Source organism: Pseudoalteromonas sp. S2755 (assembly GCF_005886535.1).
GTDB lineage: Bacteria > Pseudomonadota > Gammaproteobacteria > Enterobacterales > Alteromonadaceae > Pseudoalteromonas.
Window position 1 is genome coordinate 12,862 of record NZ_PNDS01000087.1, and the last position, 18,109, is coordinate 30,970.

At 42.9% G+C, this 18,109-nt stretch carries 12 protein-coding genes; 7 read left to right on the top strand and 5 right to left on the bottom strand.

The window, feature by feature from the left end:
* Position 1: 1 nt before the first annotated feature.
* Both thrA and CWC03_RS15205 read right to left on the bottom strand, forming a co-directional pair.
* Positions 2-2,416 (bottom strand): bifunctional aspartate kinase/homoserine dehydrogenase I, encoded by a 2,415-nt coding sequence (gene thrA, locus CWC03_RS15200; protein WP_138582617.1) that lies wholly within the window; start codon positions 2,414-2,416, stop codon positions 2-4.
* 240 nt (positions 2,417-2,656) lie between these two features.
* Complete coding sequence (locus CWC03_RS15205) at positions 2,657-3,022, bottom strand: response regulator (protein ID WP_138582609.1); 366 nt, start codon at positions 3,020-3,022, stop codon at positions 2,657-2,659.
* Positions 3,023-3,220: 198 nt separating this feature from the next.
* On the opposite strand from CWC03_RS15205, the gene CWC03_RS15210 reads away from it, so the two are divergent.
* Together CWC03_RS15210 and rdgC are read left to right on the top strand one after the other, a co-directional pair.
* Complete coding sequence (locus CWC03_RS15210; protein WP_128728452.1) at positions 3,221-4,981, top strand: sensor histidine kinase; 1,761 nt, start codon at positions 3,221-3,223, stop codon at positions 4,979-4,981.
* 157 nt (positions 4,982-5,138) lie between these two features.
* Positions 5,139-6,053, top strand: coding sequence for a recombination-associated protein RdgC (rdgC, locus tag CWC03_RS15215; protein WP_010606126.1), 915 nt, complete (start codon positions 5,139-5,141; stop codon positions 6,051-6,053).
* A gap of 78 nt (positions 6,054-6,131) precedes the next feature.
* Here rdgC and CWC03_RS15220 read toward each other — a convergent pair whose 3' ends face one another.
* Positions 6,132-8,129, bottom strand: coding sequence for a winged helix-turn-helix domain-containing protein (locus tag CWC03_RS15220; protein ID WP_138582610.1), 1,998 nt, complete (start codon positions 8,127-8,129; stop codon positions 6,132-6,134).
* A gap of 172 nt (positions 8,130-8,301) precedes the next feature.
* On the opposite strand from CWC03_RS15220, the gene CWC03_RS15225 reads away from it, so the two are divergent.
* Together CWC03_RS15225 and CWC03_RS15230 are read left to right on the top strand one after the other, a co-directional pair.
* On the top strand, positions 8,302-10,146 hold the full coding sequence (locus CWC03_RS15225) for a serine hydrolase domain-containing protein (RefSeq protein ID WP_138582611.1): 1,845 nt from the start codon (positions 8,302-8,304) through the stop codon (positions 10,144-10,146).
* A gap of 100 nt (positions 10,147-10,246) precedes the next feature.
* The gene (locus CWC03_RS15230) at positions 10,247-11,140 is read left to right on the top strand and encodes an EamA family transporter (protein ID WP_138582612.1); all 894 of its coding nucleotides are present in this window, start codon (positions 10,247-10,249) and stop codon (positions 11,138-11,140) included.
* 76 nt (positions 11,141-11,216) lie between these two features.
* Here CWC03_RS15230 and CWC03_RS15235 read toward each other — a convergent pair whose 3' ends face one another.
* Entirely contained in the window at positions 11,217-12,056 is an 840-nt protein-coding gene (locus CWC03_RS15235; protein WP_095729586.1) for an HDOD domain-containing protein, read from the bottom strand.
* 394 nt (positions 12,057-12,450) lie between these two features.
* Between CWC03_RS15235 and CWC03_RS15240 the strand changes: the two genes are divergently transcribed.
* Both CWC03_RS15240 and CWC03_RS15245 read left to right on the top strand, forming a co-directional pair.
* The gene (locus CWC03_RS15240) at positions 12,451-14,151 is read left to right on the top strand and encodes a DUF8614 domain-containing protein (protein WP_138582613.1); all 1,701 of its coding nucleotides are present in this window, start codon (positions 12,451-12,453) and stop codon (positions 14,149-14,151) included.
* Between the two features lie 167 nt (positions 14,152-14,318).
* Positions 14,319-14,936, top strand: a complete 618-nt coding sequence (locus tag CWC03_RS15245; RefSeq protein WP_138582614.1) for a hypothetical protein — start codon at positions 14,319-14,321, stop codon at positions 14,934-14,936.
* 120 nt (positions 14,937-15,056) lie between these two features.
* Here the strand turns inward: CWC03_RS15245 and CWC03_RS15250 are convergent, their stop codons facing one another.
* Positions 15,057-15,449 (bottom strand): HIT domain-containing protein, encoded by a 393-nt coding sequence (locus tag CWC03_RS15250; RefSeq protein ID WP_138582615.1) that lies wholly within the window; start codon positions 15,447-15,449, stop codon positions 15,057-15,059.
* Between the two features lie 112 nt (positions 15,450-15,561).
* Here CWC03_RS15250 and CWC03_RS15255 point away from each other — a divergent pair, with 112 nt between their 5' ends.
* Positions 15,562-17,793 (top strand): S9 family peptidase, encoded by a 2,232-nt coding sequence (locus tag CWC03_RS15255; RefSeq protein ID WP_138582616.1) that lies wholly within the window; start codon positions 15,562-15,564, stop codon positions 17,791-17,793.
* Positions 17,794-18,109 lie beyond the last annotated feature (316 nt).

The following is an 18,109-nucleotide window of genomic DNA, read 5'->3' on the forward strand; positions in this document are numbered from 1 at the left end:
CCTACCTCGACAGCGTTTTTAGGATATCAGCAAATACGCCTGCAGAGGTTACCTCAGCACCGGCGCCATAGCCTCTGATCACAAAAGGCTTCGGTTGATAATATTGGCTTAAAATAGCCAGTGCGTTTTCACCATCGCGAATATCGTACAGAGCGTGCTCTTTATCTACCGCTTCAATGCCAACGCGGCATTTACCGTCAACGATTGAACCAACATAGCGTAGCACTTGGCCTTGTGCTTTTGCCGCAGCAATACGTGCTGCGAAAGCGTCATCTAATTGCGGTAATTGCGCCATAAATTCATCAACACTAGTCCCCTCGGCAAACCCGTCCGGTAATACAGATTCAACTTCAATATCACTGAGCTCCAACGGCAGCCCCGATTCACGGGCTATGATAAGCAGCTTACGCGCGACATCCGTACCAGATAAGTCATCACGCGGATCTGGCTCTGTAAAACCGCTTTGTTTGGCTTTCTCTGTCGCTTCCGATAGCGATAAACCATCCGACAATACGCCAAAGATATACGATAGCGAGCCAGACAAAATACCACTGAATGAAAGCAGTTCATCTCCTGCACCAAACAGCAATTTAAGGTTGTCTAATACAGGTAGCCCGGCGCCAACGTTAGTTTCGTATAGAAAGTGGCGGCGCTTAGCTAGTGCAGCCTGCTGTAGTGACTGATAATACTCATAGCTGCCAGTATTGGCTTTTTTGTTTGCCGCAACGACATGAAAGCCCGCATTAAGAAAATCTAAATAGCCATCGGCAACGAACTGAGCTGCACTACAATCGACAATCACCGGGTTTATTAAATGATTTTGTCTCACAAACTGGCTGACCTGTTGTAAATCAAAGCCAGACTCCGCTTTCTCCAGCGCCAGCTCCCAGTTATCAAACGGTACGCCGTCTGGGTCTAAGTAACACTTACTTGAGTTTGCAATGCCATAGAGATTCAAGCGTATATTGCGTTTTTCAAGCCATGCTTGCTGCTTATGAAACTGCTTCATTAATTCTTGACCCACTAGACCGCAGCCAATCAAGAAAACATCGATGGACGGTACGTGCGTGAAGAAGTTCTCGTGGCACACTTTTACTGCATCTTGGCAAAGTTCACCGTCAACCACCGCCGAAATAGAACTCTCCGTTGAGTCCTGCGCGATGGCAACAATATTCACCTGAGCTTGTGCAAGTGAAGCAAAGAATTTGGCCGCAAGACCTTTGTGCGCTTTCATGTTGTCACCGACCAAAGTCACGATAGCAAGGTTACGTTGCACTTCAATTGGGTCGATTAAGCCTGCTTGCGTTTCAAGCTCAAATGCCTGTTCAAGCGCAACCAGCGCAAGTGTTAAGTCTTGCTCATGGACACAAAAACTGATGCTGAATTCACAAGAAGATTGCGTAATAAGTACGATGGATACATTGTCTGCTGCCAGTGCGGAAAAAACCCGAGCAGCCATGCCAACCTTGCCTTTCATTCCGGGTCCTGCCACGGTTAACATAGCAAGCTTATCAAGACTCGAAAGCGCTTTTACTGGAGCCTCGCCACCGCCTTGAGCACAAATCAGTGAACCTGGTACTTCTGGGTCATGAGTATTTTTAATTTCACAAGGCACATCGGCTTTGGCGCAAGGTAAAATGGTTTTTGGGTGCAGCACTTTAGCGCCAAAATAAGATAGCTCCATGGCTTCTTTATAAGATAGCACGTCGACCTTAGTCGCTTTCTTTATCAGGCGAGGATCTGCACTGTAGACGCCATCAACGTCAGTCCAGATTTGGCAGATTTCGGCTTCAAGACACGCAGCAGCGACAGCCGCTGAGTAGTCAGAACCATTGCGACCAAGTGTTGTCAGCTCGCCCGCTTCATTGCTTCCCGTAAATCCTGCCATGATATAAAAACGCGACGCTTGGGCACGCACCAACTCTGCAAAACATAATTTACTTAGCTTAAGGTCAACCTCGGCATCAAGATACCCGCCCTGCGTTTTTACACAAGCGTCGGCACTAAGCGCTACTGAATCTGATTGCAGCATGGTGTCCATCAGCGCAACGCTAATGCGTTCGCCAAAACTAATGACATAGGCTCTTGCTTGATCTGGGCAATGCCCCAGTAACTTGGCTCCATCTAATTTATTCTTAAGTAATTCAAAGTCAGGCCAGCCTACAACACCACCGTACACCGCTTGCACTTCATCGTACAAGCCTTGGCTACGGGATATAAATGACTGCCACTGGGAGTCAAATGCTTCTCCTCGCCCAGCCAAATCAGCAAGCTCAACGAGCTGATCTGTCATGCCACCGGGAGCCGACAGCACGATCAGCGCTTGCTGCTGACCATGATTCTTAACTAGCTCTCTGACTCTTTGTAAACAGGCAAAATCTTTGAGGGAAGACCCTCCAAACTTTAGTACTCGCATCATTTTTCCTCATTCCAAAAACAAAAAAGGCCTGTGTTCGTAGTGAACACAGGCCTTTTTCAAACTCGCACCGACCTATGCCACTATCCCGTTAGGATGGTGGTTGTAATAATGGTCGTAGTGATAATATTCGTTTTCATAATTTTAGAGTGCCTGATGTTTAGCCACACTGTCAACACAAAAGAGCAAAATAGATTATGCAAATTTTTAATAGTGACATTTGTAATTTGCATAGATAAGTTAGCGGATACCAAACTGGTGCAGTAATTCTAATAACTGCTCTGCTTTAACCGGCTTTTCTAAAAACCCTAACGCCCCCAAATTTGCTACTCTTTCTTTCATCTTGGCCTGAACATCTGCCGAAATAACCACAACAAAACATTCAATTCGATTGGCTTTTATTGCCTCTAACACAGCAATCCCATCAAGTATTGGCATGGTTAAATCCAGACACAATAAATCTATTTGCTGAGTTTTCAGTAAATCAATCGCCTGCTGGCCATTCTGTGCTTGGTGCAAGGTCAGGTCTAATTTGCTCTGTAAGTTTTTAATGACTTGTTTACGGGCGACAGCCGAATCATCGCAAACTAAGACGGAATAACTCATAAAGTGGTCAGTCTTGTACTATCGTTAATAAAACGGTCACTGGATATCACTATCTTATAACACATTAAACTTTCCTAGGTAAGGCGCTAAAAAGCATAATTAATGAAGATAATTATTTATTTTTAACCATTTATTGGCTAACTTTAAAGACAGATTATACAAAGGCGATGAACTTACCGTAGGAGCTCAGCTTAATTCATGCTGCAAAAAAGCCTCTCAAAAAAATTGCTCACCAATGTGCTGTCGGTTTACTTCCTTCTAACCTTTGTCGTCACATGTGGTCAGATCATTGCTGAATACGTCAATACTAAAGACTATATTCGTAATGAGCTTACCATGCTGCAAAAAACCTTTAGCCGCAGTTTGACCCGCGCCATTTGGGAACTCAATACGAAGCAAACCGTTACTACGGCAGAAGGCCTACTTGCGATCCCTATGATCGAGGGGATTATTGTACGTGATGACAGCGGCGAAATTATTTCACAGCTTGGCCGCTCGTTAGATATTCACGAGCTTTACAGCCAGCAGCTTGTTCAAGAAGAAGCAATAATTGAAGATACGCCATCCGGTTTGTTTGGTTACACCTTTCCGTTGATTTTTGAATTCTCGGGACGCGCAACGCAAGTCGGTGACGTGACACTATTCTCTAGCCGAGAGGTCGTCTTTAGTCGCATCATGATCTCAATTTACTTTTTGATAGGCAATGCAATGATAAAGACAACCTTCTTGATCATTCTATTTTTAATTGCTTTTAGAAAGCTACTTACTGAACCACTAACCGATCTCACCGAGCAAATAGAAGATTTTGAGGTCGACAACGTTGATGGTCATAAAATTGATATCGGAACCAAAGAGCGCAACGAGCTTAAGATCATGGAAGAGGCGTTTAATAAGCTGATTGATAAGGTCTCTGAATATCGGAAAAAACTCGATCAAACTCAAAAGGAGCTGCTGATCAGCAATGAAAAGCTTGATCAACATAATATTCAGTTGGAGCAAGAGGTCGCACGTAAGACCTCAAACCTTAGCCAAGCGATGATGGATCTCCAGCAACAAAAGTATGAATTAGAAAAGCAGAAGTTAACGCTCACAGAAGAAATTGATTTAAGAAAACAAACAGAAGAAGAGCTACTAACAAAACAAAAAGAGCTTGAGAAATACGTAGATGAGCTGAATATGGCACAAGAGCGCTTAGTGGGCTCTGAAAAAATGGCGGCACTCGGCGGCCTTGTTGCCGGTATTACGCACGATATTAATACTCCTGTTGGTATTGGCGTGACTGCGACGTCGTTCTTGCAGGAGCGCTTAGATCAGCTTGAAGCGGCGTACAACGGAAAAACCTTATCACCAAAAGCGTTAGAAGAATTCATTAGTGAAGCAAAGCAAAGTGCTAGCCTACTTACCACCAATTTAGACCGCGCCTCAGAACTCGTGGCGAGTTTTAAACAAATTGCAGTCGATCAGGCCAGTGAAGCGATTCGTACCATTAACTTTAAACAATACCTCGGTGAAGTGATCCGCTCATTACATCCAAAATTGAAGAAAACTCATCATCAAGTGAATATTGAATGCCCTGAAAACATGACACTAAACTTACCAGCGGGAGCAATTAGTCAAATATTCACGAACCTGATCATGAACTCTTTGATCCATGGTTTTGAGAACCAAGAGCAAGGCCAAATTGATATTAAAATTAAAGAAGACAACGGTATGGTAAATATCGTCTACAAAGACAACGGCAAGGGTGTAAGTAAAGCCCAACTAGACAGGTTGTTTGACCCCTTCTTTACAACCAAACGCGATCAAGGTGGCAGTGGGCTTGGTACCCATATTACCCTAAACCTCGTAAAACAAACCTTGAATGGGGATATCGAAGTAAATAGTGAAGAAGGCAAAGGGCTCACCTACTACATCAGCTTCCCAAAAGACTTACAAAAGCCAATGGCGATGTTTAGCTAACCAAGTTTAGTACACGACAAGCGTCCAATACGCCAAGCTGCAAAGTGACGTATTGGCGCAAGATATCTCCCCCACCACCAAACATCATCTAGTGGAATACAAGCTGTGACCTTTTTGCTATGATGACCGCAATTTTATTCCAGACGGGCATATTTCTATGTGGTTCAGTAACTTAATCTGCTACAAATTCAAACAAGATGTAACTTACGCACAAGAAGATTTCGAAAAAGCACTCGAACAGGATATTTTTCGTCCTTGTGGTAGCCAAGACATGACCACTTTTGGCTGGACTAAAGCTTTTGGCAAACATGGCCAAATGCTTTCACATTTCTCACAAGACAGTATCTTGGTTTGTGCTAAGCGCGAAGAAAAGGTGCTTCCTGCAGCCGTAGTTAATGAAATGGTCGCCGAAAAAATTGAGCAAATAGAGCAGCAAGAAAATCGTCCAGTAAAGAAAAAAGAAAAAGACGATATTAAAGAGAATATCCTAGCGACTTTATTACCTCAAGCGTTCAAAAAATCGAGCCTACAATTTGCTTTTATCGACCAAAAATCAGGTTGGGTTATTGTGAATAGTGCCAGCTTCAATAAAGCGGAAGAACTACTTGCACTACTGCGTAAGTCTTTGGGCACGCTTCCTGTTGTACCTGCGTTTGCAAACTATGATTTAGACTTACAGCTAACACACTGGCTCACCGAGTTTAGTGCACCGGAAGGCTTTGCAATAGGCACCGACGCTGAGTTGCAAGAGCCAGACGACAACGGTGCTCAAGTCAAGTTAAAACAACATGACCTTTCATCAGACGAAATCAAAACGCACCTAGAAAACGGTAAGCGTGTGACTAAACTCGCATTAGATTGGCGTGAGCGCGTGAAATTCGTTTTACAAAACGATGGTACGTTAAAGCGTTTAAGCTATGCAGAAGCACTTAAGGACCAGAATGCGGATATTCCGAAAGAAGATCTAGCCGTTAAACTTGATGCCGACTTTATTTTGGTATCGGAAGAAATCAAAGAGTTGTTAGAAGATCTAACCAAAGGTCTTGGTGACGACGAAGGCCTAGAGTCTTAATTTAGTATCTATAGCCTGTTGAACTTTGGGTGCGAAAAATTGATAGCGGATATGGCTATCAATTTTTCTTTATCCAGCTCAATACTCTATCTTCACAAGGTCGCTTTGCGCCAATAACGAGCGGACTGCCAGCATAACCTCTGCGTCAGCAGACAAATCAAAGTTTAATCTATACCTATTTTTGGCAAGAAATTGTGTTTCAATAGCACCTGTGTATACATTAACCCTTTCTAAATAAGCCAAGTTTTCTTTTCGGGTCGTGTAATACAACCACTCACCTCTCATTAACCAGCGGTTTGAACTCGCACTTTGTAGCGTAGTCAAAAAGCGCTTTTTGCCATCTTTTTGATACCAAACTTGCAATGCATCATCGAGCAACAGCGTCTCTGATGAGCTGACCTTTATCTTGGCAAAATGGTCAACTTCTTCCCTTATAGTAGTTTGAGTATCGAGTTCATAGCGATAGATAACAGGTGAACCATGCTCTAGTCTTGCGTAATGCAAGTGATCAAGGTTTGATGCCCAAACAGGTGTTGAAACTTGTTCTAGTGATGTGGTGAGAAACTCAATTGCATCTTTTTCAAGGTCGAATACAAATAATCTTCCATCGACAATACCTGCCAGCTTTCTGCCCTCAGTATCCAATTGCAACGCGCTAAAATCACTGTCTCTGGGAAATGTATGTAGTACCCTATTCATCTGTCTATCAGCAGCAATAAGCTCAGTCCTGCCATACTGTTTTGTCACGAAGTAAGTTTTGTCGCTCACCTTATCCATAATCGGGAAGTCTTGTGCGCCCAGCTGCGTGTGAAAGCCAAAGTGAGAGACTGAATTTTCGGAAAATGGGTTAGCCAGATATTGCAAATCTAGGTAATTTCCATTGTGCTGTCGAGCATAAAAGCAGTGCTTGCCGCAGCCGTAGAAAACGTCGTTTAGATAGGGGATATCAAGCTCTATGGTGTGTAGCTCATACACGGAGAGATCATACTGGGCAAAATCGGAGTGAAAGCTTGAAAGTAGGATACTTTCGTCATCCCGTTGCCAAACCAAACGATTAAATGCTTTTGGCAACAGGGCGATATGACTCAACTCACCACTAGCAAGGTGCTGGATCAACAGCTCATGGCTTTGACTGTCGCTATTTCGAAGCACCGCGAGCCAGCGCCCGTTATGAGATTCGCGAGCAAAGTAATCGCCGCCACCATTCCCACCTGGTGAGGTAATATTTTGTAGTGTTTGATTATCTATTCGATAATACCAAATCCCTTGCGGTGTTAACGGCTTTTTGGCGTCACTTAAATACAACCCCTGACCATTCGCGCGCCACGATTGCAAATACCGTTGCGAAGAGACTGCTTGTGGTAAGGTGTCATAGTTCGTCAGTCCTGTTTGTGGCGAATAGTCCGCGATTACAATGTCTGAAGTTGTGGCCGTACTTCTCGTAAACGCAATTTTGCTACCATCATAGGAAAAGTATGCATTGGCAAAATTAGCCTCACCAAAAGTAAGCTGAGTAATTTCGCCGCTTTCTAACGATTTAGTGTAAAGCTGAAGATAATCATCTTTCTCGGCTCGATGGGAGTAAAGTAAATGATTTAGCTTGCTGTTAAATGAAGGGCTAACCTCTGAGCCAGCTACCTTTGTGAGTGCTTCAAGCTTTGGTTCGATGACTGTTTCACCGGAAAAAAGATAAAATAAAACCAATAAAATCAATGCGACTATAGAAAGTAACCGATAGCGGAGGTGGATCGAAGGCGTCGCTTTAGAAGGTAAAACAGAAACTTCAGCAATCAGTATGTAGCCCTTCAATGGCAATGTTCGAACATAACGTGCTTCCTTTGCGCTATCTCCTAGCGCTCGACGTAATTTCTTGATTACCGCACGAAAAGCATCGTCGGTGATGATGCGATTAGGCCAAAGTAAATGGATGATTTGCTCTTTAGTTACCAACTGTCCAGGATTTTCGACAAATAGCTTCAGCAACTCATTAATCTGCGGCTCAAGCTTTTTAACTTGGCCCTGATGACCAAGCTCTGCTCGTTGATAATCAAAAGCAAATTCCCCGACTTTGTACATACGACTCCACTGTAACCAGTTTTTATTTTTTTATAGCAAAATTAGCGTCTTGTGTCGCCTGACTTAATGTGACTTTTGTCTAAAACCGCAAATGTCACATTAAATCCATTGCCTAGTTTTCTTCCCTAAAACAAGCTACACAGCAAAATTATAACTATTAATAAGGAAAACCATGTTAGTCCGTTTAGCCTATTTATTTTTGTTCATTTGGCTTGCTATCAGTAAAGTACAAGCTGCAACTACAACATCTCTTCAGCAGCAATTGGATAAAGTAAGAGAAATGACTTCCGTGCCAGGTATTGCAGTCGGTATTGTTGAAGCTGGACAACCAACTCTCGTGATTACTTCTGGCTATGCCGATATTGAGAACAGACGTCCTGTTACGGCAAAGACCCAGTTTCGATTTGGCTCGATTGCCAAAATGCTGGTCGCGATGTCAGTGATGAAACTTGTTGAACAGGGAACACTTTCTCTCAATGACCGTTTGATAGATATTGCCCCTGAAGTTGAATTTACTAATCCTTGGTCGGCAGAATACCCGCTTAGGGTAAAGCATTTACTCAATCACTCTACAGGTTGGGACGGGATGCATTTTGCTGAAAATGTCAAAGTGGCTGAGCAACCCATCTCAATATCTCAGGCACTTAATATTCACCCAGACAGTAGAATTTCTCGTTGGCCACCGGGCAGCCGCACCGCATACAATAACAATGGCGCGCTCATTGCGGCCTATTTGGTGGAGAAAAAATCGGGGCTTCCGTTTGAGCAGTTTATTGAGCAGCAGTTCTTCAAGCCTCTAGCAATGAATGATAGTGGCTATTTTTACACTGACACTTATCGTACCAATGCCGCAACTTTATATCTTGGCAATAAACCTTTGCCTTATGAACACCTCAATAATCGCGCAGCTGGAGGCCTCAACAGTAGTGTCTCAGACATGTCAAACTTGTTGCGATTTTTGCTTGAGCAAGGTGAAAGTAATAACCAGCAGCTCCTCTCTCAACAATCGTTCAAAGAGATACAAACCCCGAGTGGAACACTCCCCACCAGCGCAGGTATTGAGCTGACCTTTGGGCAAGGGGTTAATTTATTTCACCACAATGGCGTCATACTTTATGGTCATGAAGGTAGCATACGCGGAGGCTCTGCAATACTCGTCTATCAGCCTCAACTAGGGAAAGGCTACGTTATTGCAGTCAATGGTGAAGGCGCTGCCACGGCGAAAATCCATCAAATTTTGGCTGAGTTTATTACTCAAGATACAGCACAACCAAATATAACTTCAGAACACTTCTCAGCCACACAACAAGCGATGTCAGGTTTTTATCGCCTGATCAATCCGTCTGCAAGTTTGGTTGCCCCTTTTGTCTCATTGCTCCCTTGGAAGCTCACCGTACGTGATGATAAAGCACATATCCATGCTTTACTTGGCATGCCACCACGACCGCTAAGTAATGCGGGTAATGAATTATTTGCACAGTGGAGTACAGGAAAAGTTGTGCTTGCACAGACTCAAGATCAGCTTGCCGGAGAAGTATTACAGTATGGTCCCATGACGCTAAAGCGTACTTCTGGCTTTATGGCGATTTTTCCCATTTTCATCGTGCTATTTTGGTTACTGTTAAGCTTTATGACCATTGTTCTGTTATTGACTAGGTTAATAAGAAAGAGCTTAAAGAAAGCTCCTCCCTCTTTGGCTAGTAGTAAGCTCACTTGGTGTAGCATCCACACCATAGCCAGTGTGATAATGGCACTTATCTTGATTGTAATTGCAAAAAACAGCTCTCAATTAACCCCTTTAGTGGCGAAACCTAGTTGGCTTTCTATTGCTCTATTCCTTACTACTATCTGGTATTTACTAGTATCAATTTGGCATCTTTTTGTGTGGAGAAAAACTAAACGCACTCAAGTGCGAGCGTATAGTTACTGGCTCGCGACTTTATTTGCACTAACCAACGCATTTGTCGCGCTTTATTTACTCTTCAATGGCATGATAGGAATTCGGCTTTGGCAGTAACGCTTTGCTAACCTGAATTTCAGGCATCGAAGACAGTTTACGCCGGTAGTCCCGATACCCGAAAACGGTAACTCGTACAATTAAACGGAGTTTGACGCGCGTGAATGTAAAAAGCATTTCATTGGCTTTGATGGTAGTGATCATTTGGGGGCTTAACTTTTCGGTCATTAAATTTGGCCTAGCAGAGTTGCCTCCTATTTTATTCTCAGGCTTGCGTTTTTTGGTAGTCGCGATCCCTGCAGTATTCTTCATTCCTTTTCCTAACACGTCGGTATGGAACGTGCTCGGGGTTGGGCTATTTTTAGGTGTGCTTAAGTTTAGCTTGCTGTTTATTGCGATGGAGTCAAACGCATCAGCCGGCATTGCTTCTTTGCTGCTACAAGCCCAAGTCATTTTCACGGTTTTGCTAAGTGTTTTGTTGTTAAAGGAAACCATGGATCGCTTTCAAGTGGTGGGGATTAGCATCGCAACGTTTGGCTTTAGTTTGTTTTTTATCAACTCCTCTGTGTCAACGACAATATTGGGCGCGGTGCTCATTCTATTCGCGGCATTATTTTGGTCGTTTTCAAATCTCATTATGAAGCGCCTGCAAGACGTTAATTTACTCCACTTTATTGTCTGGGTAAGCCTAGTGCCGCCATTGCCACTTTTTACACTGTCTTATTTTATTGAAACTGATGCCCCATTGACCTTACTACTAAACACTACAACACAGTCTTGGCTATCCATTGTCTATGTGGGTTATATCTCGACACTAATTGCATTCGCAATATGGGGTTGGCTACTTAAAAATCACAAGGCCGCGGCAGTGACGCCTTTTGCTTTATTAATCCCTATTGTCGGCATTGTAGGTTCAGCACTATTACTCAATGAGCAATTGATGCTAATGGAAGCTATTGGGGGTGGTTTTATTTTATGTGGCTTAACGATTTCAGTTACAGGTACTCGGATAAGCAGAATATTTAGAAAGCCTCGGGCCGAGGCTATGCCCTAAACGCCAAAGACCTCAACAGAGGTCTTTGTATTCACAAGAAGCAAAAAGCGCTGAAACCGCGTATTGAGTACAGGGATTAAGCAAACATTGTTTTAACGTCTTCTAGTACACCTAAATAAGTATCATCGGCAAACATATTCACTTCCTTAATAACCCCCTTTTCTTCATACTGCTTTAATGCTGCGGACTTATCAGACACCTGTAAAATACCTTCTACGATTGCACCCACACGAATAAAGTCGACATAACAAACATGTTCAGGCCGATAATTAGGATTTGCCCAGCTTTCTGCGACCTCGACAAACTCGTCGGTGAATTCCCACTCACGCATTATTGCTCCACCTATCTTACCGCCTAATTTTTGGATGGCATGGGCTAAAAAGCTTGGGTTGGCAAACACTTCTGGGTGGCGTTCAGCCTCTGTCAAAATAGGTAAAACACCGATATTGAACACCAAAGAGGCCAACGTGATTGTATCTCTGTTGAGCGAAGTGTGCTTATTGACACGGAGATAAAAGTCCATTGTCGTTATCGCTTGGCAAGCGACTTTTAACGTTTTCTGCCAAGCTTTGTCCATGTATGTTTTGATGAGTTTGTTATTAGAAACAAATAACTGCTCCATTGCCATTGCAGTAGCAATATTCTTGATTTGTCTAAGACCGATCCGGGTTACCGCTTGGTTTAGGGTATTCACCTTCACCGAACGGCCCATAAAAGCGCTGTTGGCAACTTTTATCATACGCGCAGCAAGAGCTGGGTCATGAGAAATAACGTCAGCCATCTGCATCAGGTTAATTTCAGGATCATCTGCCGCTTGCCTAACACGCACTGCAATTTCAGGTAATGTCGGCAATACCAAGGTGTCGTTATTGATCCTATCAGTTAGAATCGTGAGCAAAGCATTTTCTGTAGACATGAAACCAAATCCCTTAATAACTGAATAAAAGACCCGACTGCAAACGTAAGTTTATAGCAAAAGTAGGCACTGCGCTTGCTGGTGGTCACACTGCTGATTTTTAGTATCTATGACGTAAGTATTGTCTAACTTTCGGATAAAGTTAAGAAAATCTAGGAAAATAATATTTTATTTATATACCCTCAATAATTAGCAAGTTAGAATTCAGGGTATACCGTACTTTGCGGCACGCTTTACCGCAAAAATACTGAAAAAGACCCCGAAATGGGCACAAATGATGATCTTTCATGTTAACTGCAGCTTGCGTACCACATACCAATCTAAGTTAACTAAGCATAGTGATACAAAATCGTGTAAGGTGATCGCCACATAATTAAGACAACAAGGGAGCATTATGAAACACTCTATGATTTCAGTTGCAATCACGCTTGCAACAGGTCTCACCCTAACAGGCTGCTCTGAGCCATCCACTTCTTCTGAAAAATCTAGTGCACAAACTGAACAAGTACAAAAAGATGCCAAGCAGTCAGGCTATAAGCTAGTTAATGCATCTCAAGAGCGGCTAGATATTTATACCCCAGTAACGCTGAAAACAGACTTAAGTCACCTAAGCGATAACCAGAAAAAGATGTTAGCTTTACTCATCGACGCTTCGGTTATTATGGATGATTTATTTTGGCAACAAGCGTTCGGCGAAGACAAGGCAACATTCCTAAGCAAAATCTCAGACGAAAAAGTACGTCAATTCGCGGACATTAACTATGGGCCTTGGGATCGTTTAAATGGCGACCAAGTTTTTCTTTCTGGCTTTGAAGAAAAAGCACTGGGCGCGGAGTTTTACCCAAGCGACATCACCAAAGACGAGCTAAATAACGCCGAAGTAAAAGATAAAACAGGACTTTATTCTCTTATCCGCCGCGATGAAAACGGCAAGCTATACAGCACTTCTTACTCATCCGCGTATAAAGCTGAATTGGATAAAGCCGCAGAGCTTTTACGCCAAGCAAGTAAACTGGCACAAGACAAAGAGTTTGCAAACTACTTAAACTTGCGCGCAGATGCATTGGTCAATAATAGCTACCAAGCGTCTGATTTTGCTTGGATGGACATGAAGAATAACCCGATTGATGTGGTGATTGGCCCAATTGAAACCTATGAAGACCAGCTATTTGGCTATCGCGCCGCTTTTGAGTCTTACGTTCTGGTTAAAGACTTAGCTTGGAGTGAGCGTCTCGCTAAATTTGCCGCTTTTTTACCTGAGCTACAAACCGGCTTGCCTGTTGATGATAAATACAAGCAAGAAGTACCTGGCTCTGATGCCGACCTAAACGCATATGACGTCATTTATTATGCAGGCCACTCAAACGCGGGTAGCAAAACCATTGCGATAAACCTACCAAATGACGAAGAAGTGCAACTCCAAAAAGGCACGCGCCGCCTACAGCTTAAAAACGCTATGCGCGCAAAATTCGATAAGATCTTAGTACCAATTGCTGACCAACTTATCGTCCCTGAGCAACGTAAGCACATCACCTTTGATGCTTTCTTTGCTAATACCATGTTCCATGAGGTGGCCCATGGTCTAGGCATTAAAAATACCATTACAGGTAAAGGCACCGTGCGCCAATCACTGCAAGAACACGCCAGTGCACTTGAAGAAGGTAAAGCCGATATTCTAGGCCTATACATGGTTGAACAACTACTTAAAAAAGGCGAGATCACCGAAGGTACGCTTGAGGATTACTACATCACCTTTATGGCTGGTATCTTCCGCTCAGTGCGCTTTGGCGCATCCAGTGCACATGGTAAAGCGAACATGATCCGCTTTAACTTCTTTAAAGAAGAAGGTGCATTTTCTAAAAACACGGACGGTCTATATCAAGTGAATATGGAGAAAATGGGCGCAGCGATGGAGAAACTCTCTAACCTTATCCTAACGCTACAAGGTGACGGCGACTATCAAAAAGTCGATCAACTGATCGCCACGCACGGCGATATCAAAGCAGAACTACAAAAAGACCTAGATAAGCTTTCAAAAGCGAACATTCCTGTTGATGTTACCTTTAAGCAAGGTAAGCAGGTGCTAGGACTCTAGTACTAACAAGCACACCATGCCATAGTGACTGAAGCGCAAGCTAAACGCCTATGGCATGACTTACCCCATTACACTGCAAGTTAAATAAAAATCGCGACATCACCTAAAGTAAACTAGGAACAAGGCCGATAGAAAACAAACATTGTGTTAAAACAAAAAGGAGTTTTATGACAATGAACTTTCGCATCCATTCCGCATCACTGACTATGGCACCCGCAAAGCCTGCTGCTACACAAGTGAAAGCAGCGTCAGAAGCTGCCAACCCCAAAAGAGATGAAGTACAACAACCGTCTGATAAGTCAAATGCTATTGCAGCCTACACTGGTGATATTCCCAATAGTTCACCTTACAATGCGCTATTAAATCCAGAAGGTTTTGATTTTGACAATATGTCCCTCAATGAATTTTACGATGTTGTTGATGCGATTCGAACCTTAGAGTTTGATATAGAACGTGCTAGTGGTAATACGGGGAGTTTACGTGATACTTTCTGGCATGATGTGATGTCTGTTAAGGGCTCTTTGGAAGGTGTAAATTATGAGAAGCAAGGAATAAAGCCTGATGAAAAAATCAACATTTCACAATTTTATGGGCAGTCAGTAGATGAAGCCAGAAATATGGAAGAAGAGAACTACCGCTCTTTTCATGGTGTATTAGGGTATGCTCAGGAGCAACAAGAAACTGTAGCGCTCATCACTTCCGAATCTTTTATTAAAGAATATCAAGAAAAAGCAATCAGCTTTTTAAAAAGCCAAGAAACTCAACTAATTGATACGCAGGCTTGAGTAGCCTGCACAATATTGAATACCTATTGGATCAGTATCCGTAACCTACACCACCGCGAGTGCCAGTACCGTCGCCCTTAATTTCATTCACGCTAGGCCGTAGTTACCAAGTGATAATATCTATTCAAAACTTGTTTTTAATTTTGCAATTTCCTCATCACTATAAGGTTTTGCTGGATAGAGCCCCCACACCGGTTTTGGCCATGCAATATCGGTTTTAAATCGTGCAATATGGTGCACATGTAGTTGTGGCACCATATTACCAAGCGCAGCCACATTTAATTTATCTGGGGTAAAGGTGTCTTGTAACAAACGACTCAGCTTGGCCGATTCTTGCCAAAATTGAACTTGCTGCGACTCAGGTAAATCAATAATTTCTTTCGCACCCACAACCCTAGGTACTAAGATAAACCAAGGGTACTGAGCATCATTCATTAACAACACACTGCACAACGGCCACTCGGTAATTAGGATACAGTCTCGTTGTAATTCTTTGGCTAATTCAAATGACATAGTGAACTTCTTTAAATCCTATTTACTCGGCACTCTATCCGAATTTGTTGCTATTGCAAAGCGGCTTCATTACCATCCAATCAGACTTTAAAAATATAACAAGGTGGCTACCGTGCACTCTCGCATTAAACACTACACCATCGCCCTTCCGTTAGCCCTTGCTTCTGTCACCGTTAGCGCAGAGCAACTAACGCTAGAGCGACTTTTTGACGACCCGTCTCTTTCAGGTAAAGCGCCTGTAAAACTGCAATTTTCTCCTGACGGTTCTCGTGTAACTTATCTTCAAGGTAAAAAAGAAGACTATAACCGTTACGACCTTTGGGAATACAATCTAAAAGACAATACCAACCGCTTGTTGGTAGATTCTGCGGCGCTATTTTCTGGCCCAGAGAACCTCTCAGATGAAGAAAAAGCACGTCGTGAGCGTCAACGTATTTTTGGCCGTGGTATTTTAGAGTACAAATGGTCAAAAGATGGCAAAGCACTACTTTTCCCACTCAATGGCGACTTGTACTACTATGAAATCGCTTCTGGTAAGAGCAAGAAACTAACGGAAACGGAAGCATTCGAAACCGACGCTCGCTTCTCACCAAAAGGTAACTTTGTTTCTTTTATTCGTGAGCAAAACCTCTATGCCATTGATCTTAAATCTGGCAAAGAAACGCAATTAACTAAAGACGGCGGTGGCGTAATTAAAAACGGCATGGCTGAGTTCGTTGCTCAAGAAGAAATGAGCCGCATGACGGGCTATTGGTGGTCAGGTGATGAGCAACAAATCGCCTTCACGCGCATTGATGAAAGCCCAGTTCAAGAAGCCATTCGTAACGAAATCTATGCCGAAGAGGTCAAGCTATTCAACCAACGATACCCATACACTGGGACTGCTAACGTCGAGATTGAATTAGGTGTTGTAAAGATCAATGACCAAAAGGTGGATTGGATTGATCTAGGCGAAGATAAAGACATTTACATCGCCCGTGCAAACTGGTTGAAAGACAACAAAACATTGTCATACCAGTGGCAAAATCGCTCACAGCAAAAACTGGAACTGCGCTTTTACGATACTAAAAGCAAAAAGCAGCAAGTCGCCCTGACCGAAACCAGTGATACTTGGATTAACCTACACTTTGACCTTGAGTTCTTAAAGGACAAAAAACATTTCGTTTGGGCATCTGAGCGCGATGGCTTTAAACACCTTTACCTGTACAGAACCAATGGCCAACTTGTGCGCCAAATCACTAAAGGCGATTGGATTGTTGAAAGCCTTCAGGGCATTGATGAGAAAAAAGGTATCGTATACTTCTCTGGCCGCAAAGACACGCCGCTTGAAAGCCACCTATACAGCGTACCACTTTTTAAAGATGGCGATGCAAAACGTATTACCGAAAAAGGCAGCTATCACAGTGTTGTACTGGCGAAAGATAACCGTACCTTTATCGATAAAAGCTCTTCTGTAAACCGTCCACCAGCCGTTGCGCTACGCAAAGTGAATGGTGACTTTGTTACTTGGCTTGAAGAAAATGCGCTGAATAACGAACATCCGTTAACGCCTTATTTGAGCAATTTAGCTACGCCAGAATATGGCACGCTTAAAGCGGAAGATGGTCAAACCATGTATTACCGCTTATTTAAGCCCGCAAAGCTTGAAAACGGTAAGAAATATCCTGTTATTGTGAACGTGTATGGCGGACCTCATGCACAACGCGTGACCAACAGCTGGCGTAGCAAAAACTTGTATTTCCAATATCTTGCACAGCAAGGTTATGTGATTTTCCAATTAGATAACCGAGGTTCATATAACCGTGGTAAGAAGTTTGAAGATCCAATCTACAAGCATTTAGGCGTCGTGGAAGTAGCCGACCAAATTAAAGGCGTAGAGTTCTTGCGCACGCTAGAGTACGTCGACCCTGAGCGTATCGGTATTTATGGTCACAGCTATGGTGGTTATATGGCGCTGATGACAATGTTTAAAGCCGGCGACTACTTTAAAGCCGGTGTCTCTGGTGCGCCAGTAACTGATTGGGCTCTCTATGACACACACTATACTGAGCGTTATCTTGGTCACCCAGATACAAATGCCAAGGGCTATGAGCAAAGTGCAGTGTTCCCTTATGCAGATGGACTAAAGGGCCCGCTGATGATCTATCACGGTATGGCCGATGACAACGTACTATTTACCCATGCAACTAAACTATTTAAACAATTGCAGGACGAAGTTAAGCCATTTGAAATGATGACTTATCCTGGCTCAAAGCACAGTTTACGTGGCAAAAAAGTACAAACCCACTTGCATCAAACCATTACTGACTTCTTTAATCGTCATTTTGAGGTTGAAGCTAAGTAAACACTTAATAGCGCCCAGTTTCCTATAAGCTGGGCGCTTCTTCTCTACATTTAGTTCTAATCCATTGGTCTAATTGTTTATTCTTCAAGACTAAGAAAAACTGAATTTATTGTTCTATCTCAAGTTATATATCAATTGCATTAAGTAAATGAGCTATTTAAAGCGGAGAAATAGTTTTAGTAGCAAGGCAAAAATTTTGCTATTTAGTTGTTCTAAATGAGAAATTTTTAACGAAGCTAATATGCTATTTCACCCTTCAAATTGATTAGAGAATTAATTCAATTGGTATTAAAGGCTCTTTAGTGCGCCAACGCCG

Excerpts from the sequence above, each read along its gene's own strand:
- thrA (WP_138582617.1), bottom strand. The coding sequence starts at position 2,416 with ATGCGAGTACTAAAGTTTGGAGGGTCTTCCCTCAAAGATTTTGCCTGT.
- CWC03_RS15205 (WP_138582609.1), bottom strand. The coding sequence starts at position 3,022 with ATGAGTTATTCCGTCTTAGTTTGCGATGATTCGGCTGTCGCCCGTAAA.
- rdgC (WP_010606126.1), top strand. The coding sequence starts at position 5,139 with ATGTGGTTCAGTAACTTAATCTGCTACAAATTCAAACAAGATGTAACT.
- CWC03_RS15220 (WP_138582610.1), bottom strand. The coding sequence starts at position 8,129 with ATGTACAAAGTCGGGGAATTTGCTTTTGATTATCAACGAGCAGAGCTT.
- CWC03_RS15250 (WP_138582615.1), bottom strand. The coding sequence starts at position 15,449 with ATGTCATTTGAATTAGCCAAAGAATTACAACGAGACTGTATCCTAATT.
- CWC03_RS15225 (WP_138582611.1), top strand. The coding sequence starts at position 8,302 with ATGTTAGTCCGTTTAGCCTATTTATTTTTGTTCATTTGGCTTGCTATC.
- CWC03_RS15245 (WP_138582614.1), top strand. The coding sequence starts at position 14,319 with ATGACAATGAACTTTCGCATCCATTCCGCATCACTGACTATGGCACCC.
- CWC03_RS15235 (WP_095729586.1), bottom strand. The coding sequence starts at position 12,056 with ATGTCTACAGAAAATGCTTTGCTCACGATTCTAACTGATAGGATCAAT.
- CWC03_RS15240 (WP_138582613.1), top strand. The coding sequence starts at position 12,451 with ATGAAACACTCTATGATTTCAGTTGCAATCACGCTTGCAACAGGTCTC.
- CWC03_RS15210 (WP_128728452.1), top strand. The coding sequence starts at position 3,221 with ATGCTGCAAAAAAGCCTCTCAAAAAAATTGCTCACCAATGTGCTGTCG.